The sequence below is a fragment of the Bacillus sp. EB106-04-02-XG92 genome (assembly GCF_058791995.1).
In genome coordinates, this window is record NZ_JBYTEA010000007.1 from 117,440 (window position 1) to 140,006 (window position 22,567).

The 22,567-nt window shown below is 35.6% G+C and carries 16 protein-coding genes and 2 other annotated features; of the genes, 14 read left to right on the top strand and 2 right to left on the bottom strand.

All coding sequences use genetic code 11. The features are described 5' to 3' along the window. Positions 1-407: 407 nt before the first annotated feature. Positions 408-2,009, top strand: a complete 1,602-nt coding sequence (locus AC3WVA_RS18820; RefSeq protein WP_492322091.1) for a lipase family alpha/beta hydrolase — start codon at positions 408-410, stop codon at positions 2,007-2,009. A 145-nt stretch (positions 2,010-2,154) separates the two neighbouring features. Here AC3WVA_RS18820 and AC3WVA_RS18825 read toward each other — a convergent pair whose 3' ends face one another. Continuing rightward, on the bottom strand, positions 2,155-2,739 hold the full coding sequence (locus AC3WVA_RS18825; protein ID WP_128974733.1) for a preprotein translocase: 585 nt from the start codon (positions 2,737-2,739) through the stop codon (positions 2,155-2,157). Positions 2,740-3,181: 442 nt separating this feature from the next. On the opposite strand from AC3WVA_RS18825, the gene spoVS reads away from it, so the two are divergent. Then, positions 3,182-3,454, top strand: coding sequence for a stage V sporulation protein SpoVS (gene spoVS, locus AC3WVA_RS18830; protein WP_098346543.1), 273 nt, complete (start codon positions 3,182-3,184; stop codon positions 3,452-3,454). 117 nt (positions 3,455-3,571) lie between these two features. Here the strand turns inward: spoVS and AC3WVA_RS18835 are convergent, their stop codons facing one another. Next, on the bottom strand, positions 3,572-4,360 hold the full coding sequence (locus AC3WVA_RS18835; protein ID WP_492322092.1) for a hypothetical protein: 789 nt from the start codon (positions 4,358-4,360) through the stop codon (positions 3,572-3,574). Positions 4,361-4,469: 109 nt separating this feature from the next. On the opposite strand from AC3WVA_RS18835, the gene AC3WVA_RS18840 reads away from it, so the two are divergent. From AC3WVA_RS18840 to ileS, 12 genes are all read left to right on the top strand, one after another. Further along, positions 4,470-5,117 carry an HD domain-containing protein gene (locus AC3WVA_RS18840; RefSeq protein WP_492322093.1) on the top strand — a complete coding sequence of 216 codons (648 nt, stop codon included), beginning with the start codon at positions 4,470-4,472 and terminating at the stop codon, positions 5,115-5,117. Continuing rightward, positions 5,114-7,009 carry an ABC-F family ATP-binding cassette domain-containing protein gene (locus tag AC3WVA_RS18845; RefSeq protein WP_098345815.1) on the top strand — a complete coding sequence of 632 codons (1,896 nt, stop codon included), beginning with the start codon at positions 5,114-5,116 and terminating at the stop codon, positions 7,007-7,009. Before AC3WVA_RS18840 ends, AC3WVA_RS18845 begins: the two co-directional genes overlap by 4 nt. Before the next feature lie 75 nt (positions 7,010-7,084). After that, on the top strand, positions 7,085-7,816 hold the full coding sequence (locus tag AC3WVA_RS18850; protein ID WP_001260655.1) for a Bax inhibitor-1/YccA family protein: 732 nt from the start codon (positions 7,085-7,087) through the stop codon (positions 7,814-7,816). 260 nt (positions 7,817-8,076) lie between these two features. Next, positions 8,077-8,412, top strand: coding sequence for a single-stranded DNA-binding protein (locus tag AC3WVA_RS18855; RefSeq protein ID WP_048528795.1), 336 nt, complete (start codon positions 8,077-8,079; stop codon positions 8,410-8,412). Positions 8,413-8,544: 132 nt separating this feature from the next. Beyond that, the gene (locus AC3WVA_RS18860) at positions 8,545-9,672 is read left to right on the top strand and encodes a conserved virulence factor C family protein (RefSeq protein ID WP_071758118.1); all 1,128 of its coding nucleotides are present in this window, start codon (positions 8,545-8,547) and stop codon (positions 9,670-9,672) included. Positions 9,673-9,675: 3 nt separating this feature from the next. Beyond that, the gene (locus AC3WVA_RS18865; protein WP_098345814.1) at positions 9,676-10,059 is read left to right on the top strand and encodes a thiol-disulfide oxidoreductase DCC family protein; all 384 of its coding nucleotides are present in this window, start codon (positions 9,676-9,678) and stop codon (positions 10,057-10,059) included. Positions 10,060-10,142: 83 nt separating this feature from the next. Continuing rightward, on the top strand, positions 10,143-10,577 hold the full coding sequence (locus tag AC3WVA_RS18870) for a BrxA/BrxB family bacilliredoxin (RefSeq protein ID WP_000063712.1): 435 nt from the start codon (positions 10,143-10,145) through the stop codon (positions 10,575-10,577). 49 nt (positions 10,578-10,626) lie between these two features. Beyond that, entirely contained in the window at positions 10,627-11,403 is a 777-nt protein-coding gene (locus tag AC3WVA_RS18875; protein WP_098881027.1) for a class I SAM-dependent methyltransferase, read from the top strand. Between the two features lie 40 nt (positions 11,404-11,443). Beyond that, positions 11,444-11,658 (top strand) — a binding site (T-box leader). A gap of 47 nt (positions 11,659-11,705) precedes the next feature. Then, on the top strand, positions 11,706-13,394 hold the full coding sequence (gene argS / locus AC3WVA_RS18880; RefSeq protein ID WP_098345812.1) for an arginine--tRNA ligase: 1,689 nt from the start codon (positions 11,706-11,708) through the stop codon (positions 13,392-13,394). Between the two features lie 173 nt (positions 13,395-13,567). Beyond that, positions 13,568-14,446 (top strand): class I SAM-dependent methyltransferase, encoded by an 879-nt coding sequence (locus AC3WVA_RS18885; protein ID WP_098345811.1) that lies wholly within the window; start codon positions 13,568-13,570, stop codon positions 14,444-14,446. 358 nt (positions 14,447-14,804) lie between these two features. Further along, on the top strand, positions 14,805-19,007 hold the full coding sequence (locus AC3WVA_RS18890) for a tetratricopeptide repeat protein (protein WP_417902445.1): 4,203 nt from the start codon (positions 14,805-14,807) through the stop codon (positions 19,005-19,007). Between the two features lie 97 nt (positions 19,008-19,104). Continuing rightward, positions 19,105-19,344 (top strand) — a binding site (T-box leader). Between the two features lie 53 nt (positions 19,345-19,397). Beyond that, positions 19,398-22,499 carry an isoleucine--tRNA ligase gene (ileS, locus tag AC3WVA_RS18895; protein WP_098881029.1) on the top strand — a complete coding sequence of 1,034 codons (3,102 nt, stop codon included), beginning with the start codon at positions 19,398-19,400 and terminating at the stop codon, positions 22,497-22,499. Positions 22,500-22,567 lie beyond the last annotated feature (68 nt).

A 22,567-nucleotide genomic window follows, 5' to 3' on the forward strand; every position in this document is an offset into this window, starting at 1 on the left:
ATTTAATCGTAGGAAAGTCTTACAGTATAAGCTTTTATTCGTTTGTTTTGAATTAAATTAAATAAAAGTACATATCTTCATTAATCTTTTTTATAACTAGGTGGTAATAAAGTGTTTTTTTACTAAAGTTTTTTCAAGATTTGTATACTTTATATAAACAATAATGATTTAGAGATATTTGGATTTAGTACGGTTCACAATTATTGAGAAACTTTTTTATAGTGTTCTCTCAAAAGGAAGAGATAGAAACAAAGAGAATAACGTGTGTTAAGGAAGAAGGGGTACTAGTAATCTCGTGGGAATAGGGACAAGATTTTGTTTAAGTAAAAAGATTATCTAGTATTAAGAGAGAAGATAAAAAAATATTACAAAGAGCACCTTCTTTCAAAAAAAGTGGGGGGAATAATATGCGATTGATGAGAAGATGTGTTGCCTTACTAATTGTATTTTTTATCGTGGTTCCAATGATTAGCACAAATGTGCGAGCAGAAGTTGTAAAAGAGCTTAAAACAGGCTTTCCAGATCAAGAAGCCTTTACACCTGGAGAATGGTTTTTAGGTCAAAAACCTGCTAATTATGATGAGAATAGACCTCCAATTCTCTTTGTGCAAGGAAGGAATGGGAATGCTGATAGTTGGTATGGTAAGACAGTGTATCACGATATGAATGATATGTATGACTATGCTTTGAAAGCAGGCTATCAAACAGTATTTATACAATTATATGATGCTGCTGGAAAAGGGTCAGCTAGTCAGTGGGACAACGGAAAATTGTTAGCACAAAAATTAGAAGAAATATATAATCACTTCGGTAAAAAAGTTAATATTGTAGCACATAGTAAAGGCGGTATCGATACACAGGCTGCATTAGTAGGATATGGTGCAAATCGATTTGTCGGAAATGTTATTACACTTGCGACGCCACATCATGGATCAAACTTAGCGGATTTATCATATAGTTGGTGGGCAGGATGGCTTGCTTCTATATTAGGTCAAAAAGATGATGGTACGTATTCATTACAAATGGGGGAAATGGCAAAATTTCGTTCAACGATTGATAATAATCCAGCAGCTAAATTAAATCGTTACTATACGGCTACTGGGACTAGCTGGGGACCAGTATTTTCTGCTTTATCTATGGGCGGTCTCTATTTGTCATCATACGGTTCAAATGATGGATTAGTAAATGAGTGGAGTGCTAAGTTACCGTATGGAACGCATTTATTTACAGATTCCAAGTTTGATCATGATAATATACGAAAAGGATCTGCTGTTTTCTCTCGCATTGAACCATATTTACGTACATCAAATGTAGCTGTACCAGCCTTAGTAGCATCCAGCACTAGTTCAAATGAAAATATAGAACAATTAAATACAACTTCAAATCAAACCATTTTAGGAGGAGAATTGCCACAAAATCAGTGGATTGAGCAAACAGTTACAGTTGATAAAAAGGCAGAAGGAATCGTTTCTATATTAACTGCTTCGTCTGATGTAGAAGTACAAATGATATCTCCAAAAGGAAAAATGTTTACAAATAAGGATAGCGTTATAACTAATGATGAAGGGGAATCTTTCTTTGGTGGCGCGACAATTAAAACATTTAAATTTGATAAAATGGATGTAGGAGAATGGAAAGTTAAAATGATGGCGAAGCAGTCGAAAGATGCATATTTAGTTGTAGGCGATTACAAGAGTGGCGCGCCATTTGTTCTTCAAATGCCTACAAAAGTTAAAGCGAATAAATCCGAGTATAAACTGAAAAAATCACCTGTAGCACCTGAAATGAAAGGGGATCTTTCCATAACAGTAAGAGTCGTGAATAAAGAAGGGAAACTAGTCTCTGAATATAATGAATTACAAAATGTTAATAACAATACATTTACTGGTGCTTTGAAGGACATAGAGCAACCAGGAGTATACAACGTTACGATGGATATAAAAGGGATGAATAAAGAAGGACAACCCTATAGTCGTACAATTGTTAAGTCAGTTTATGTGGAGAAATAAAAAGGAATGAGAAGCTTTTAATAAAAAAAGTACCGAACTTTTGCAGTATAAGAGTTCGGTACTTTTTTATGTTTACTAGATTAACAGAAAAGCATTATTCAATAAAAAAAGATGCTGAAATAGCATCTGAATGTGAAGATGATTATTAACTTAGTTTAATAACTGTTAATTCAACTGAATTGATACCATTATCACAAGTTGCAATACTTTGACGATTGAAACCACTATTATTTTTCAATTGAAGAGTTGAATTAGCGGGTACTGTAACAATCGTTTCACCTGCTAATTGAAGGCATTCGTTATTTGATGAAGTATTCATTTGAAAAGCAAAGTCACCTTGACTATTAGCAAGTGGATTGTCATTTAGAAATATAGTCATGACTGGAATATGTGGAAACACAGGATTTACAGTAGTGTTAATCGTTGAAATGAAAGAAACTCTATAATCACCCGCTTGACTAAATTGTATAGTAGTAGGATTTAGTAAGGAAACTCCTCCTGCTATAGGGCCAACGTGATTAAATGGAAAAGGCTCTCCAAACGGAACAGTTATAAACTCAGTTTGCCAAAAAGTACCGTATGCCGGACAGTTTTTTTTATGTGAATGGTCGCATGAACATTTTTTATAAGAACTAGAAGAGGAGTTGCACGAGCATTTTTTATATGAGCTGGAAGAAGAGTTGCATGAACATTTTTTAGTGGAGTTTGAAGAATGATAGTATGAACCCAATATATTCCCCCCTATTATGAATGAAGTGTATACTCATAGTATTTTATGCTTGTCTTATATAAAAGGTGATAGATTTGGAGTATAAAGTGCTAATACGATGAAAGAAATATAGTAATAGAATAGAAGATGTGACCATTTTTGAAGAAGAAAAGGTTAATGATTTGGTGAAAAAATCAAAGGAGTCTCTTGGTAGGTTTAATAGAGGCTTAAGGTTACACCTGTATAAGTAAAACCAGTATCCTTGATTGTTTGTATGTTTGTATATTAGAGTTTATAGTCATTGCTCTTTATTTACGTAATAGGGCAGGAAGAAGACAAAAAGTATCGAATGAATGTACATATGTAGTATTGTTTGCTTTTGGTGTGAATAGTAGTTAAAGATACGTTGAAATATTTTATACGGTAACAAAAGAGTAATTAAATAATAGAGGGAGCAACTTATATGGAAAATATATTAAAGGTATCTTCAAAATCAAGCCCAAATTCAGTTGCAGGTGCAATAGCAGGTGTACTAAGAACAAGTGGAAATGTAGAAGTTCAAGCGATTGGGGCTGGTTCTTTAAATCAAGCGATTAAAGCAATAGCAATCGCAAGAGGATTTGTTGCTCCAAGTGGTATTGACTTAGCCTTTGTTCCAGCATTTCAAGAGGTTACGATTAATGATCAAGAAAGAACGGCGATTAAATTGATTATTGGTCCTAGAAAGAAAAGGTAACTGCAGTAATTCACTATTGAAATGATATTTAACATAACAAACCAAAAGTGTCACAAATGCTTATAAAACAGGCATTTGTGACACTTTTTTGTTTTATTTAAAATGAAATGAACACCCCTAAAACTGCTCATTCTTCTCCCAAGATTCCACAATATAATGCGCAATCGTCGGATTAAAGCCTTTCCCAACTAAAAACATAATAGCAGCAACTTCTGTTAAAGCGTGTTTATGTGATGTATGTTTTGATTCATTTAAACCGTAGTCTACCCAAGGTTTTACGAAATCTAATACAGGTTTCTTTAAAGGTAAAAACTGTGTACCGACAACTTGCTGGATTTGTTGTTGCGTTGGTTCTGTAATCGGTCCAGGTGGTAAGATTTGCGGTTGTGTAATATCAAATGTTGGTCCAGGTGGTAAAATTTGTGGTTGTGTAGGATCGATTGTAGGGCCAGGCGGTAAAATTTGTGGTTGCGTAGGATCAAGTGTTGGTGGTTTAGGCGGTGAAACACGCGCATCATAGTTTGGTTGATACATTTGTGGCTGATATTGTGGTTGTTGAGGTTGTGTTGCATATGGATTTTGTTGATATTGTTGTTCTTGATTTTGTGGTGCTGCATATGGATTTTGTTGATATTGTGGCTTTTGATTTTGTGGTGCTACATATGGATTTTGCTGATATTGTTGTTCTTGATTTTGCGGTGCTGCATATGGGTTTTGAGGGTATTCATAATTTGGACGTGTGTCGTATGCGTTTTGCTGATATTGTGGCTCTTGATTTTGCGGTGTTGTGTATGGATTTTGTTCATATTGTTGCTCTTGTTCTTCAAATTGCTCTGTGTATCTTTGGTCCTGTTGCTGAGGGTAAAATGGTTGTTGTGGATAAGGCGGTTGATTATTATAGAACATGTTTATTCCTCCTTCATGATGATGCCTACCACCTAGTGTATGGGCGGACAAGAAAATATGTGATGAAAAAATGCGGGCGTGTTACAATAAGTAATTGGGTGAAGATAAAATGACAAAACAAGAAAAGATCCAAAAAACAATTACTTTTGTAAAACATATTTTAGAAAAAAATGCGAGTGGGCATGATTGGTATCATATTGAGCGCGTACATAAACTGGCGATTTCTTTATCCGAGCAAGAAGGAGGAAATCGTTTTATAATTGAAATGGCAGCATTACTTCACGATGTGGCTGATGAGAAGTTAAATGAAAGTGAAGAAGCAGGAATGAAAAAAGTTTCTGATTGGTTAGAAGAGTTACATGTAGAGGAAGGGGAAAGTAAACATGTTCTTCATATTATCGCCAATATGTCTTATAAAGGTGGTCATGGCGGTAAAGTGGAGTCACTTGAAGGGAAAATCGTTCAAGATGCAGATCGCTTAGACGCTCTTGGAGCAATTGGAATAGCCCGCACATTTGCGTATGGTGGTGCGAAAGGGAGATTAATGTATGATCCAACTATTCCACCTCGTGAAGTGATGACGAAAGATGAATATAGAAAAAATAACGATCCATCTTTAAATCATTTTTATGAAAAACTTTTAAAACTAAAAGATTTAATGAATACGAACGCAGCAAAACAAGAGGCGGAAGTTCGCCATCGCTATATGGAACAGTTTATTGAACAATTTATGAAAGAGTGGAATGCACAAATATGAAAATGTTAACTGTGGAAAACTTATCAAAATCGTATGGAGAAAAACCGTTATTTGATGGATTATCATTTAGTATTGCAGAAGGACAACGTGCCGGAATTATCGGTGTAAACGGTACTGGTAAATCAACGTTATTAAAAATTATTGCAGGGGCAGAAATTGCTGATACAGGTGATATGACTCATTCACGTGGGTATACAATTAGTTATTTATCACAGCAACCAGAGTTTGATGAGCAATTAACAGTATTAGAACAAGTCTTCCATGGTGATACACCTTTAATTCGTCTTCTTCGTGACTATGAAAAGGCGCTATTACATATCGAAAAAGATCCAAGTAATGAAAAGGTACAGGAACAATTATTTGCAGTCCAACAACGTATGGATGCGATGGGCGCATGGGAAGCAAATGCGAATGCAAAATCGTTATTAACGAAATTAGGAATTACTGATTTCACAGCAACTGTTGGAAATTTATCTGGTGGACAGAAAAAACGTATTGCGATGGCGCAGTGCTTTATTGAAACACCGGATCTATTAATTTTAGATGAGCCTACGAACCACCTTGATCATGAGACAGTAGAATGGTTAGAGGAATATTTAGCACGTTATACAGGTGCAGTATTACTTGTAACCCATGATCGTTATTTCTTAGATCGTGTGACGAATCGTATTTTCGAATTAGATAACGGAAAACTGTATAGTTATGAAGGGAATTACAGTACGTTTTTAGAAGCGAAAGCACTTCGTGAAGAACAAGAACTTGCGCAGGAATCAAAACGTCAAAACTTATATCGCCGCGAACTAGCATGGATTCGTCGTGGTGCAAAAGCTCGTTCGACTAAGCAAAAGGCACGTATTCAACGTTTTGATGAGTTAAAAGGTCAAGAAGGCCCAGCTGCAAAACAGTCTGTTGATATTGCACTTAGTGGTAGCCGCCTTGGGAAAAAAGTACTTGAGTTAAAAGATGTAACGAAAAAATTTGGTGGTAAAACTGTACTGAACAATTTTAATCATATTGTGAAACCAGGCGATCGTATCGGGATTATTGGAGCGAATGGAAGCGGAAAATCTTCTCTATTAAATATGCTTGCAGGTAAAATATCTCCTGATAGTGGTGAAATTGAAGTTGGGCAAACAGTAAAAATCGCTTACTATACACAAGAAAATGAAGAAATGAATTTAAATCAACGTATGATTGAATACATTAAAGAAATCGCAGAAGTCATTCATACGACAGACGGAAAAGTAATTGGTGCATCTCAAATGTTAGAACGTTTCTTATTCCCGCCACATTCACATGGTACACCGCTTGGTAAATTATCTGGAGGCGAGAGAAGACGTTTATACTTATTACGTATATTAATGGGAGAACCGAACGTACTATTATTGGATGAGCCTACGAATGATCTAGATACACAAACATTAACAGTGTTAGAAGATTATTTAGAAGATTTCCCTGGTGTTGTTTTAACTGTATCGCATGACCGTTACTTCTTAGATAAAGTAGTTGATGAATTGTTCATCTTTACGGGAGAAGGAGAAGTACACGAATTTCTAGGTAGTTATACAGATTATTTAGAAATGGAAAAAACGAGAGAACTTATTGAGAAAGCAGAAGTTCAGAAAGAGAAAAAAGTAGTAGAAGAGGCACCGAAACATCAACGTAAGCGTAAACTCTCATATAACGAGCAGCGCGAATGGGAAACAATTGAAGATACAATTGCAGGACTTGAAGAAAAACTTGAGTCAATCGGAGAAGAGCTTGCGAATGTTGGTTCTGATTTTACGAAAGCTCAAGAATTGTCTGAAGCACAACAAAAAACAGAAGAAGAGCTAGAAAAAACGATGGAAAGATGGAGCGAACTATCTGATATTGTTGAAGGATTAAAATAAAAACAAGCTGCATATATTGAAAAGTAAAGAGAAAAACTTTACACTATTGGTAGAACCTATTTTAGGAGGGAAAAAATGAGAACATCTAATCCAATGTTGAAAAAAGAGGCATTCCGTAAAGAGGGAGCAAGTGCTTCTGCGATGACTATTGGCGGAACAGTAGGCAAAACGTTTATTATGCTTATCTTGCTACTTGCAACGTCTGTCTATTCATACATACAGATGATGCAGGGGACGATGAAGATGCCAGTATTAATTGGTGCTTTAATCGTTGCGGCAATCATCGCATTTGCGTCTATGTTCTTCCCGCGTATTTCACCTTTTGGTGCACCAATCTATGCGGCGGTAGAAGGGGTTGTATTAGGTAGTATTTCAGCGGTTTATACAATGAAGTTTGGCGATTCTATCGTTTTAAACGCTGTATTACTAACAATCTCAATTCTATTTGCAATGTTAGTGTTATATGCAACACGCGTAGTAAAAGTAACGGATAAATTCCGTACAGGCGTGATGGCAGCGACACTTGGAATTATGGTTATGTACTTAGTCGTATTTCTACTAAACATGTTTGGTGTAACGGTTCCGTACATTCACCAAGGCGGTACAATTGGTATTATTATTAGTGCGGTTGTTATCGTAGTTGCTGCATTAAACTTATTACTAGATTTCGATTTAATCGAAAATGGTGTACGTAGTCAAGCTCCGAAATATATGGAGTGGTACACTGCAATGGGACTAATGCTTACATTAGTTTGGTTATACTTAGAAATTCTTCGTTTCGTTTCTTACTTTACGAAAAATGACTAATAAAAAATCCTGCATGAAAAATGCAGGATTTTTTTATTTTTAAAGGTAAATTGATGATATGGTATAATATGGATGGCGGTAACTTGAGTTCAAGCGGGATAAATTTTGAAACCTTACATGTTTAAAATATGTAAGGTTTCTTTTTTTCTTTTATAGCATAAAAAATAATCTTTTTTACTTTAAAATATATTATTTTACGCTTTTTACCCTTCATACATTTTTATTTACAATGAAGAAAAATATGTGAGGTGGTATAACTTATGATGAATCGAGTTGTATTAATCGGTAGATTGACAAAGGAGCCAGAATTATACTACACAAAGCAAGGTGTCGCGTATGCACGAGTATGTGTTGCTGTGAATAGAGGTTTTCGAAATAGTTTAGGTGAACAACAAGTAGATTTTATTAATTGCGTAATTTGGAGAAGGTCAGCTGAGAATGTAACTGAATATTGTACGAAAGGTTCACTTGTTGGAATTACCGGACGTATTCATACGAGGAATTACGAGGATGATCAAGGAAAGAGAATATATGTAACGGAAGTTGTGATTGAAAATATTACATTTTTGGAGAAAAGGCGGGAGGGTGCATCATAATAAGATGGGACTTGAGGAATTTAAAGTATGATGGTGGAAAGAAATCAGCAAAATAAAGCATCCCAGTAGGAGTATAGAGTGGTAACATGTTACAATACAGCTAAGAACATGCAATAAAGGAGAGTTTTTTACGTGAAGATTAAAGCAATTGAACCGACGCCAAGTCCAAATACAATGAAAGTTATTTTGAATGAAGTATTACCATCAGGAGCACGTAATAATTATACAAATGAAAATAAAGAACAAGCGCCAATGCAAGTGCAAGAAATTTTGAAAATTGAAGGCATTAAAGGTGTATATCATGTAGCCGACTTTTTAGCAGTGGAGCGAAATGCGAAGTATGACTGGAAAGTTTTATTACAACAAGTTCGTGCTGTATTCGGCGAAGAAGTAGTAGAAGAAAGTGAAGAACAACAACTTGCTCATTTTGGGGAAGTGAAAGTGTTTGTTCAAATGTTCTTTACAATTCCAATGCAAGTAAAGTTAACAGATGGAACGACAGAAGAACGTGTTGGTTTACCAGATCGTTTTAAAGAATCAATTATGAAAGTGCAAATGTCTGCACCAAACGTTGTAAAAGAACGTAAATGGGTGGAACAAAGTACACGTTACGGTAACTTTGAAGAAATCGGAAAAGAAGTAGTAGAAGAAATTGTTGCTGCTTATTCGGAAGAACGTGTAAATGAAACGGTTAAAGAATTATTAAATCAGGCAGGTGCTGTTGAAGTAACGATTCAAAAGCGTGAGCCATATAAAGTAACAGAAGAGATGATGAAAGATGCTGACTGGAAAAATCGTTTTGCAGCATTAGAACAAATGGATCCTACTGAAGAAGATATTCCAGTGTTGAAGATGGCGTTAGATGATGAAAAAGTTTCGATTCGCCGTTTAGCAACAGCGTATTTAGGTATGGTAAAAGGTGATGAAGTATTGCCGTTATTATATAAAGCGCTATTAGATCGTTCAGTAAGTGTTCGCCGTACAGCGGGCGATTGTTTATCAGATGTAGGTGATCCAGCAGCGATGTTCGTTATGATTAAATCTCTGAAAGATTCAAGTAAATTAGTACGTTGGCGTGCAGCGATGTTCTTATTTGAACTTGGAGATGAAAGTGCAATTCCGGCATTAAAAGCAGCGCAAGATGACCCAGAGTTTGAAGTAGCGATGCAAGCGCGTCTAGCATTAGAGCGTATTGAAGGCGGAGAAGAAGCAAAAGGTTCTGTATGGAAACAAATGACGGAGTCTCGTAAAGGGGAATAATGTATGATTGTTTTCTATGATAGTTGGTGTCCGATGTGTACGGCGGTTGCAGAACGTACGAAAAAATTAGATAAAAAGGGTAAGATGAAATTTGTTTCATTTCGAGATGAAGATGTAGTTGAGAAGTATGAACTTTCTCAAGAACTACAAAGCAAGATGGAACAAAGATTGTATATTTTAAAAAATAATAAGTGGTATGACGGAATTTATAGCATACATGTATTAGCAAAGGCCGTTCCATCTTATTGGTTTGCCGTTCCTTTTATAAAACTATCTATCGCACTCGGATTTGGAAGTAAAGTATACGATTATATCGCTAACAATAGAAAACTTGTCCCAGTTGGACATTGCCGCGGTGGGGTTTGTGAAATCCCTACAAAAAAATGAAATCATCGTAATCTTTCTTTTGCACCTAGTAATAGAGCGTGATATGATGAATTTGGAATGAAAGTTGAAGGAGAGATTACAAGATGTCAAATGCTTATGAAGAATACATGCGCCAAATGGTAATTCCAATGCGCCAAGAATTAGTGCGTTCTGGATTTGAAGAGTTAACTACAGAAGAAGCTGTAACAGAATTTATGGAAAACACGACAGGTACAACTTTAGTAGTTGTAAACTCTGTTTGTGGTTGTGCAGCTGGTTTAGCACGTCCATCAGCAGGTCAAGCAGTTGTTCGTGCTGAAAAACAACCTGATCATCTTGTAACTGTATTCGCAGGTCAAGATAAAGATGCTACTGCAAAAATGCGTGAATACTTCGGAGAAATTCCTCCATCTTCACCATCTATGGCATTATTAAAAGGAAAAGAAGTTGTTCACTTCATTCACCGTCATGAAATTGAAGGTGCAACTATGGACGAAATTATTACGAACTTAGAACAAGCTTTCGAAAAGAATTGCTAAAGAAGGGGGAGAGTAAATCTCCCTCTTTTCTTTATATAGAGGTGAAACAATGATCGTAACAACAGCAGGAAGAACAAATAAAGAAATGACAGATTATGCAAACAAGGTAGCGGCAGAATTAAATGGTTCATTCGTTAAACGTAATGATATACCAGTACATAAACTACATGAGCAGTATGAACAAGATGTACTTGTTGTAGGGAAAAACCGGTTAGCTATATATCCAAGAGGAACGGAGGAGTCGTTTTTCTTTCATCCAAACTCAGCGATGTTTCGTGTGAAAAGATTAATGCGCGGAGAACACGATCCGTTTGTACAAGCCGCGCAATTAGAGAGCGGAATGACAGTGTTAGATTGTACGCTCGGTATGGCATCAGATAGTATTGTAGCTAGTTATATTGTCGGTGAAAGCGGAAAAGTAACGGGACTTGAAGGTAATGAGTATATGGCTTATATTATGGAAAATGGTTTAAAAACATGGTCTTCATCCGTTTCTGAAATCGATGAGGCGATGCAACGAATTGATGTGAAGCAAACGGAGCATTACGCATTTTTAAAACAATGTGAAGATAGTAGTTATGATGTCGTTTACCTTGATCCAATGTTTGAAGAAACTGTTATAGAATCAGATGGAATAAAAGGATTAAAACACTTCGCTTTGTATCATGATATTACTGACGAAACAATTGCGGAAGCGAAGCGTGTGGCGAGAAAGCGTGTCGTTCTGAAAGATCATTTCCGTAGTTCTAGATTTGAAAAACATAATTTTCACGTATACAAAAGGAAAAGTGCTAAGTTTCACTTTGGTGTAATTGACCCTTGCTAATTGTTTGAAAAGATGTATAATAAGCAATAATTAATTAAATATACTGTCGGTGATGAAGAGAGTAGTCTTTTTTAGAAGGAAAGCGAGCTAGGGATGGTGTGAGCCTAGTGCGGAAGGAAAAGATGAAGCGCACTTCGGAGATGCTTCTTGAACGAATAGTAGAGTAAGCCGAGGCCCCCTGTCCTCGTTATAAACGGGAAAGTGGTTCGTAATGAACAACAAGGGTGGTACCACGGGTTTAAACTCGTCTCTTTTTTAGAGACGAGTTTTTTGTGTTTAAAAAAATAAGGAGGTTACATAGTATGGATTATAAAACGCAGTTTGCGGAAAGTTTATCCGATATTTTTACGAATGAATTAACGCAAAATCAAATTTTAGATTTAATCGAAACGCCGAAACAAGATGAATTCGGTGATGCAGCATTTCCATGTTTTTTACTTGCGAAGCAATATAAAAAATCACCAGCTCTAATCGCAAAGGAAGTTGCGGAGAAATTAGATGATCCATTTTTTACGAAAGTAGAGGCCGTCGGTCCATATGTAAATGTATTTTATAATCGTGAAATTGTAAGTGATGTAGTATTAAAAACGGTATTAGCGGAGAAAGAAGAGTACGGCCAAAATCATTTTGGATGTGAAAAGACTGTAGTTATAGATTATTCCTCTCCTAATATCGCGAAACCTTTTTCAATGGGGCATTTACGTTCTACAATGATTGGAAATTCACTGAAACATATCGCTGAAAAATGTGGTTATGAAGTTGTAGGAATTAATTATATTGGAGACTGGGGCACACAGTTTGGAAAGTTAATTACCGCTTATAAAAAATGGGGAAATGAAGCAGTAGTGAAAGAGGATCCAATACGAGAACTATTTAAGTTATATGTGCAATTCCATGAAGAGGTAAAAGACGATGAAGAATTAGAAGAAGATGGACGCGCTTGGTTTAAGAAGTTAGAAGAAGGTGATGAAGAAGCTGTTGAGCTTTGGAATTGGTTCCGTCACGAATCATTAAAAGAATTTTCTCGTATTTATGAACTTCTCGGTGTTGAATTTACTAATTTTCAAGGGGAAGCTTTTTATAATAATTTAATGGAAGATTTTATTGGGATTTTAGAGGAGCATGATCTGCTTGAAGAGTCAGAAGGTGCGTTAGTCGTTAATTTAGAAGAAGAGGGAATGCCGCCTTGCTTAATTAGAAAATCAGATGGTGCGACGATTTACGCAACGCGTGACTTAACGGCAGCGTTATATCGTCAAAACACATATGCGTTTGATAAAGCGTTATATGTAGTTGGACCGGAGCAAAGTCTACACTTCAATCAATTTTTCACGGTATTAAAAAAGCTTGGATACAATTGGGTTGACGGCATGGAACATGTACCGTTTGGGTTCATTTTAAAAGATGGTAAGAAAATGTCGACACGTAAAGGAAGAGTTATTTTACTTGAAGAAGTACTTGAGGAAGCAATTGACCTTGCAAAACAAAATATTGAAGAGAAAAATCCGAACTTAAAACAGAAAGAAGAAGTAGCAAAGCAAGTAGGTGTTGGCGCAGTTATCTTCCACGATTTAAAAAACGAGCGTATGCATAATATCGAATTCTCATTAGAAAACATGCTGAAATTTGAAGGTGAAACAGGACCGTACGTACAGTACACACATGCACGTGCGTGCTCTATTTTAAGAAAAGAAAGTGTAGAATTTGAAACGTGTACGTTTGCATTAAAAGATGATCATAGCTGGAGCGTCGTAAAATTACTGAATAAGTTCCCACAAGTAATTGAAGCAGCCTTCAACAAAAATGAACCATCAATCATTTCAAAATATGTATTGGATGTAGCACAATCGTTCAATAAATATTACGGAAATGTGCGTATATTGGAAGAGAGCGAAGAGAAAGACAGCAGACTCGCATTAGTGTATGCTGTGACGGTTGTATTAAAAGAGGGGTTACGTTTACTTGGAGTGGATGCTCCTGAGGAGATGTAAAACAAATAGGTATACGTATCATATTAGATATGTATGCCTATTTATTTTTATAGAAAATGTGAAAGTAGAAGTTTTATTTAATTAAATCTAAACTTTTCTAGAATTGATTCAAGTATAGGAATGTCCGCATTAAATGGAGAATTGTAATGTCATATATAAAGGAGGCGCTAAACTTGGAAACATACGATTGGAACAGTAAACTAACATATTTAAAAAACACGAGAGATTTATATTACAATGACGATTATGTAAGCTTTTTAGTAAATACAGTTTGGAAGATTACTAAGCCAGTACATATTGTTGATTTCGGTTGTGGATATGGTTATTTAGGCTTAGTACTAATGCCATTACTTCCAAAAGGTTCAAAGTATACAGGCGTTGATAGTGGAGAAACATTACTTGCTGAAGCGAAAGAGTTGTTTCATTTACTACCATATGAGGCAGAATTTCTTGAGGGAGATGCTACAGAAATTGAATTGAACGATACATACGATATGGCAATCTGTCATGCTTTTTTATTACATATGAGTTCACCAAAAACGATGCTACAAAAAATGATACATTCAATTAAAAAGGGCGGAAAAATAATCTGTTTTGAACCACATTGGATATCAAATATGTCTTCATACTTTTTAGATGGAGAGAGTCAATCGGAAATTATTAGGTTAGGCACTTTGCAGAATCTATTTGAAAGTGACACGCAGAGAAGCGGAAGAGATGGAAATATTGGTATGAAAATACCGATGTATTTAAGTGAACTAGGCGTAAAAAATATTCAATGTAGAGTAAGTGATAAGGTGAACTTTTTAGATTCTAATATGCATCATAATGATAAAGAAAAGTTGTATCACTCATTAAAAGAAGAGGGGATTGCAGGAGATCCAGGTGATAAACAGCGATTTATAGAACGTTTAATGATTAGAGGATTAATATATGGTGATGCACTAGCTCAATATGAAGCTGAACTCAGATTTTTTAGATCGTTTCATCTACATTCCTCTTTAGTATATGCTCCGAATATGAAAATTACATTTGGTGACGTAGAATGTTGAAAGATAGCTGTGTGTCGGAGTGTGTAAAATTTTGTCGATAAGTCGATATCCGCCGTATAATCGCTGATATATTATGAAAATCGTCGATATATTTCAAGAATCGCTGATATATTTAAATTATCGCCGATATAATTTTATGTACTGAATTTGGCTTCCAAAAGATAAGACCCGCATGTAACGTTATTGTATTTAATTAAACAAAATACAGAGAAAAACAATCATTTTTACTATATTTTGTTATAAATTCGAATAATATTAAATAATACTATCCATTATAGGAGATTTTAGTTGAATACCTACAATATGATGTGTAAAATCTAAGCAAGTAGCAGTATAAATAAATATTCGAGGTGAATACATGCTAGATTTTAAGCAGTTAGATGCTTGTTTGAAAGACAAGAGATTTATAGATGGATTACAGGAAATAAATAATGAAATTTCATATATAAAAGAAAAGAATACTTTATCTTATTTGAAGAGTTGGCTTGCTAATATTCCTTCCCATGAGGAGTTTGATATATTAATACGTCTTACTGATGAAGGGCTTATGCACCAATACAGTTCATTCCTCATTCGCTACGCTTATAAAAAATTCCCAAATATGAGAACGCTCTCTTTATATTGTGATGAGTTAATTGATGAGCGGAAAATACTTGAAGTAGAACAGTTGTTAAAAGATTCATTAGAAGAGGTAAATAAAGAAGAAATAGAAGTGGATCTTTTAGCGAAAACATATTTTACGTTAGTACGATGTTTGTTAGAAATGAAACGAAATGAAGAAGCGCTTTTTTATATGCAAAAGGCAGAGGAGTATAGTGCACGTGCCGTATTTGATAAATGGGGTTACGTCTATATGCATACAGGTGAATGGGAGAAAGCAGAAGAACAATTTATAGCCGGCATGCAGCATAAAGATTGTGAAGAGTTATCTACTTATTTATTAGCACAGTTATATGCAAATAAAGGGGAACAAAAACGTGCATTACAGCTAATTGATGATGCAATTGTAAAGTTCCCGCAAGTACCATATTTTCATTTTGAAAAGGTGAAATATTTATTAGATTTAGGGAAGTATGAAGAAGTGTTAGACGTAATAGATAACATAAATAATCAGCTTCCTTATCATGCGTATAAAACTTACTTCGTACATTTACGTGCTGAAGCACTTTACAAAATGAATAAACTTGTAGATTTACAACAGTTATTAAAAGAAGAAAAAAGTTTAAAAGAGTCTTTATATCATAATTTAGAAAAAAATCCAGATGGCAAAAAGGTTCACTTACCGATAGTTCCGATTGTACAAAAGGATAATTATTGTGTGCCGACAAGTTTAGAAATGATGTTGCACTTATGGGGAGAAAAACGTACGCAAGATGAAATAGCAGAGTTCATTTTTGATATGACAGGCTCAAAGTTTTCAGATACTGTTTCGTATTTAGAAGAATTAGGTTATGAATATCGTTATTTTAAAGGGAATGAGGAAATATATAAGAGATTACTCGGTGAAGGAATTCCCGTTTTATTAAGTATTGATATTGAGCATGCTTCACATGTGCAAGTGTTAGCTGGGTATGATGATACGTTACAAGCTTTTTATGTTCAAGATCCAAACTTTATCGAACCAGTCATTGTGGAGTATAGTAAGTTACAAGAAAAATATCGTTATACAGGGTGTTTAGCGATTACGTTTGTTCCGAAAGAAAAGAAGGAACAATTATCATTTTTAGATGAAGAAGAACATCATTATTTTAAATCCATTTTTTCTTTAACGGATCATTTAGATGAACAAGATAAAGAGGGAATTCATAAGCTAGTACAATTTTTAAAAAAGACGAGTGATAATCCGAATACGTGGTTGTATACGGTAAAGCACTTAGATGTTGAAGTAGATAATGAGTTTATTATATGTTGTATTGAAAAGTTAATGAAGAAGTTTCCGAACTCAGATTTTGTTAAATTGCATGGTGCACAGTGCTTTATTCGCCTTGAAGAACTAGAAAAAGCGGGGCAAATGCTTGCGAGTGTTGAGAAGAAAAATAATCGTGCTTTATATCATTTAATAAACGGAAGGTATGCTTTTGAGCAGGAAAGTTATATAGAAGCGATTTCAAGTTTTCGTTCCTCGTTACAATTAGACGCGGATCAGCCGATTGCTTGGAGTTTTCTCGCTTTATCATATATGTATATCGATCAATCTGAAAAGGCGTTGCAGTTTTCTCAAGTCGCCTTGGAACGTAGCCCTGAACGATTCACTTTAACGAATCACGGGTTAATATTAATAGATTTAGAAAGATATGAAGAAGCGTATGAAATCTTTAATGATTTGTTAAAAGAATATAAAAATGAAGCACATGTATGGTATGAGCGAGCGAGATGTGCGCATCATTTAGGGAAATTATATTTAGCGATAAAAGGGCTTAAAATAGCAATTCATTTGGATAGTAATGCACCATACATTTATACGAAACTTGCGGAAATATACGAATCTGATTTGAAGGATGAAGAAAGTACGAAAGAAGTTTTATTAAAAGGTATTGAGAATTGTGACGATAAGGCACCTCTATACGTAAAACTCGGTGATTACCATTTCCAAAATGATAGTCTGGAAGAAGCAGAAACATTGTATACCCGTGCTTTGGAAGAAAATCATGATGATGTATACTCTCACTTCGGACTTACGCAAGTTTATATGGCAAGAGAACAATATAAGGAAGCAAAAGAATATATTCTCAGTATTGAAAAACAAATTGAAAAGAGTCAAGATTTCCTTATGAACGCAGGGATGGTTTTATGGGATGCAGAAGTTGAACTTGGTGGGAATGAAGAAGGATTTAAAGTAGCGTTGACTAAGTTAGAGAGTGGTATAAAGCAAAGCGAATATAATGTAGCAAGTGCGTTAGATGAATATGTGAATCGAATTAAAGGAACAGCATTTGTACAACGAGGTATAGCATTCTTAAGAACGTTACAGAAAGAAAGAAATGAAGTAAGTGAATACGGTTGTTATACAGGTATTTTATATGAATCTATTGGACAGTACGGCCAAGCGATGAAAAGATATAATAAGGCGATAGAACAAAAGGAAACGGCATTACCGTATTACCGAATTGGTGAAACACTTATGCTATTAGGGCAATTGACGGAAGCAAAACAAGCGTATGAAAGATGTTTAGAGCTTGATGGGAATTTCGTTGGTGTACATTTACAGCTTGCGGAAATATACGAAAAAGAAGAAAATCGTTCTAAAGAACAAAGTCATATGGTACAGGCGATGAAAGAAGAGCCATTGCATATTAATATGGAATATTTGGCACAGCTTTCAGTAGAAATGAATCTACAGGAAGAATTGCTGACTGAGCTAGAACAATTAGCAGACGAAGTACCTGAAATATGGAGATTAGATGCGGTTGCATATGTGTATGGAGCGATGGATGAAATAGATAAAGAACAAGAACAGATTGAATACGCACTACAATTAGATGGTGAGCATACAGAAGTTCTATATCATTATGCAAAAGTACTAGTGAAAAATAGAAATGCAAAAGCAATTGAAATTGCCATGAAAGTGATACAAAAAGATGCAAATAATGAACGTATATTTGATGTATATGTAAAAGCGATAGAACAACATAAGAAATGGTCTAATATACGAGATTTTCTTCATACACTAAAAGTGAAAAAGGCAGAAAGAAGTATGGCATTTATGTATGCTGCATCTGCGGTTACAGAAAGATGGATTGAACGTCAACAAAATGACCAGCCGAAGAAATCCATAATTACGAGAGCTTTTTATCGCATGAAAAACCGTGCGAAAGAAATTTCGATTATTACTACAATCATTGATTTATATGAAATTTCGTTAAAGTTAAATCCAAAAAATAGTATGGCAGCGCAGCGATTTGCACTATTTTACGAGAATGTGACGATGAACAATGAGGCGATAGATGTATTGCAAACATCGTTAGAAAATAAATGGGATTACGATGTAGCGAAGCAGCTTGTAAATGTTTTCATAGAGTGTGAGGAAGAAGATATGTTACGGGATGCTTCAGAATTAACGAAGCAAATGGTTCGAGAATTACCAGATGATTATGATACGCTTCTTTTACAAGCACAAGTATTATTTAAAGCAGGGGAAGAAAGAAAAGCAGAAAAGATTACCTTACAATTAACGGAGCAAACACCGTTTGTAAATAGAGCGTTTCTTGTTTTAGGAGAAATATATCAAAGTCAAGAACGGTTTGAAGAGTCAATTCATGTATTAGAAAATGCTTCTATACATCATCCAAATGAAACAGCGATTCTTCTTTCGTTAGCATCTGCATATCATGGTGCCGGCCAAACACGAAAGGCAGAGAAAATAGCGAATGAAGCATTAAAAATTGATGCGAATGATTTGTTAGCGAGATACGATCGTGCTTGTTATTTAGCGCAGTTAAACAGAAATGAAGAGGCGAAGGAAGAACTTGAAATTGTACTTCGTGAGGATGAGTCGGGATTTTTTGCTGAACTTATCGAGGATGAAGAAAATTTAGCAGCATTGCGAGAATTTGAAAAGTAATTGTATAAGAATAGGAAAAAAGGGTATAAATAAAATATATTTAGAATTAGTTGACAATTTATTGCAAAATGGCATAAAATAGCTTTTAACAAAGTATACAAATCTGAAGACGAGAAAGAGTAAAATAGTGTACTGTTCCCCAGAGAGCCGGTATGTAGCTGAAAGCCGGTGTGCAGACGTTATTTGAAAATCATCTCCGAGGAGCCGAGGCTGAAAGTGAGTAAGCCCGGACGGATGTCTACCGTTACAAAGAACACGTATGATAGTACGTTGCTAAGTGCTATTAGTGAAGAGCTAATAGAATTAGGGTGGTAACGCGGGTAAACCCGTCCCTACTTTATAGGGACGGGTTTTTTGTGTGCTTTAAAACATTCAAAGGAGTGATTGTAGATGAAGAAAGTAGATGTAAAAGAGTCAGCTGTAGGGAGAGAAACACGTATTCGTAAGCAGTGGAACGAGCAAAGTATTTTCGAGCAATCAATTCAGAATCGAGAAGGCGCACAATCGTTTGTGTTTTATGAAGGACCACCAACGGCGAATGGATTGCCGCATGTAGGTCATGCACTTGGACGGACAATTAAAGATGTAGTTGCAAGATATAAAACGATGGCTGGTTATAAAGTGTTAAGAAAAGCGGGATGGGATACACACGGTTTACCTGTAGAATTAGGTGTGGAGAAGCAACTCGGTATTTCTGGTAAACATGAAATTGAAGAGTATGGAATTGAGCCATTCATTCAGAAGTGTAAAGAAAGTGTATTCACATATGAGAAGCAGTGGCGTGAATTCACTGAGAGCATCGGTTATTGGGTCGATATGGATAATCCATACGTTACGTTAGAGAATCCATATATCGAAAGTGTATGGCATATTTTAGGAACGATTCATGAAAAAGGATTATTGTATAAAGGGCATAGAGTTTCACCATACTGCCCAAGCTGTCAAACTTCACTAAGTTCACATGAGGTTGCACAAGGGTATAAAACAGTAAAAGACTTAAGTGCAACAGTTAAGTTCAAAGTGAAAGATAGTGAAAATGAATATTTCCTAGGTTGGACAACAACACCTTGGACACTTCCGGCAAATGTTGCGCTCGCTGTACATTCAAATATGGAATACGTGAAAGCGAAACAAGAAGGTTATGTATACATTGTTGCGAAAGAACGTGTACAAGATGTATTAAAAGAAGACTATGAAGTATTATCTGTTCATAAAGGCGAAGAATTAGTAAATACATCTTATATGCCGCCGTTTCCAATGAAGGAAGTTACAAATGGTTACCACGTTATCGCAGCGGATTTTGTCACGGCTGATAGTGGTACAGGACTCGTTCATATCGCTCCAGCATACGGGGAGGACGATTATAGAGTCGTGCAAAGTGAAGGATTGTCATTCTTGCATGTTGTAGATGAGAAAGGCGAGTATACAGAAGCAGTTCCATTTTTGAAAGGGAAGTTTGTAAAAGAATGTGACGTGGATATCGTTCGTTATTTAGCGAAGGAAGGCTTACTATACCATAAAGAAAAGTATGAACATAGCTACCCACATTGCTGGCGCTGTGATTCACCACTTCTTTATTATGCAGGAGAGAGTTGGTTAATCCGAACAACTGCAATTAAAGATACATTTTTACAAAATAACGATTCTGTTACGTGGTATCCAGACCATATGAAACATGGACGCTTCGGTAAGTTTTTAGAAAATATGGTGGACTGGAATATTAGTCGAAATAGATATTGGGGAACACCATTAAACGTATGGGAATGTGAAAGTTGCGATCATCAATTCGCACCGAAAAGCATTGCTGAATTAAGAAAGAATAGTACGAAAGAAACACCTGAAGATTTAGAATTGCATAAGCCTTATGTAGATGAAGTGCAAGTATGCTGCGAAAAATGCGGAAGTACAATGAATCGTACACCAGAAGTAATTGATGTTTGGTTTGATAGTGGTTCCATGCCATTTGCGCAATATCATTATCCATTTGAAAATAAAGAGTTATTTGAAGAACAATTTCCAGCAGATGTAATTGCAGAAGGCATTGATCAAACACGCGGATGGTTTTATAGTTTATTAGCAGTATCAGCACTATACACAGGAAAAGTGCCTTATAAACGAGTATTATCACTAGGGCATGTTCTAGACGAAGAAGGACAGAAAATGTCTAAAAGTAAAGGAAATGCACTAGATCCAGTTGATTTAGTAAATCAGTTTGGTGCAGATGCTTTAAGATGGGCGCTTCTCGTTGATAGTGCTCCGTGGAATGCGAAGCGCTTTTCTGAAAGAACAGTACTGGAAGCAAAATCTAAATTTGTAGATACGTTAGTCAATGTGTATAGCTTCTACGTTTTATATGCAAATTTAGATGAGTATAATCCGAAAGAAACGTATGATGTAAAGCGGACGAAATTGGATGAATGGGTATTATCAAGATTGCATAGCACAACGAAACAAGTGAGAACTGCACTTGATAATTATCAATTTACGAATGCAGCTCGTGAAATCGCGGCACTTGTAGATGAAGTAAGTAACTGGTACGTAAGACGATCACGTAATCGTTTCTGGGAATCTGGTATGAATGCTGAAAAAGCAGCTGCGTATGAGACACTTCATGAAGTACTTGTGACAATTAGTAAATTAATTGCACCGTTTACACCGTTTGTCGCTGAAGATATTCATGTGAATTTAACTGGAAATAGCGTTCATTTAGAGGATTATCCAGTCGTAAATGAATCGCTACTTCAGCCTAAATTAGAAGCGGAAATGGATGCTGTTTTACAAGTTGTTGAACTTGGAAGAAGTAACCGTAATCAGCATTCTTTAAAAGTAAAACAGCCGTTAGCAGAACTTGTATTACTAGCACATAATGAAAATGATATGGATTGGGAATCTTATCGTGATATCGTCATGGATGAGTTAAATGTCAAAGCGTTCCATGTTGAACTCGATGAAACGAAATACACGTCCTATCAATTAAAGCTGAATTTTAAAACAGCTGGGCCGAAGTTTGGTAAAAATGTGAATGCATTAAATGGCTGGCTAAAACAATTATCAAAAGAAGAAGTACAACACTTTGTATCTACAGAAAGAGCAGTTTACAAAGCTGCACTAGGAGAAGAAGTAGTGGTAACGGCTGAAGATGTATTAGTAGAGAAAGTAGCAAAATCAGGATTTTCTAATACGACTAACGGACAATATACAGTTATGTTAGATACGAATGTAACGGAAGAATTGTTACAAGAAGGAGTAGCACGTGAATTTATTCGAGCGGTTCAAGAATATCGTAAGCAACTAAATTTACCGGTTAATTTACGAGTCGATGTTATTCTTGATACAGAGGAAGAACTAAAGCGAACATTAACGAATCATAAAGATTTATTGGAAGAAAATTTACTCGTTAAGAGATTTGAATTTGGTCATTTAACGAATGAAGACGAGGAACTATCTTTAGGTGAGACAAAAGTCCGTATTAAATTAAGCGCGGCTCAATAAAGAAAAAGGAAGTTGGAATGATTCCAACTTCCTTTTTGTATGATTCCAACTTCCTTTTTGTATGATGG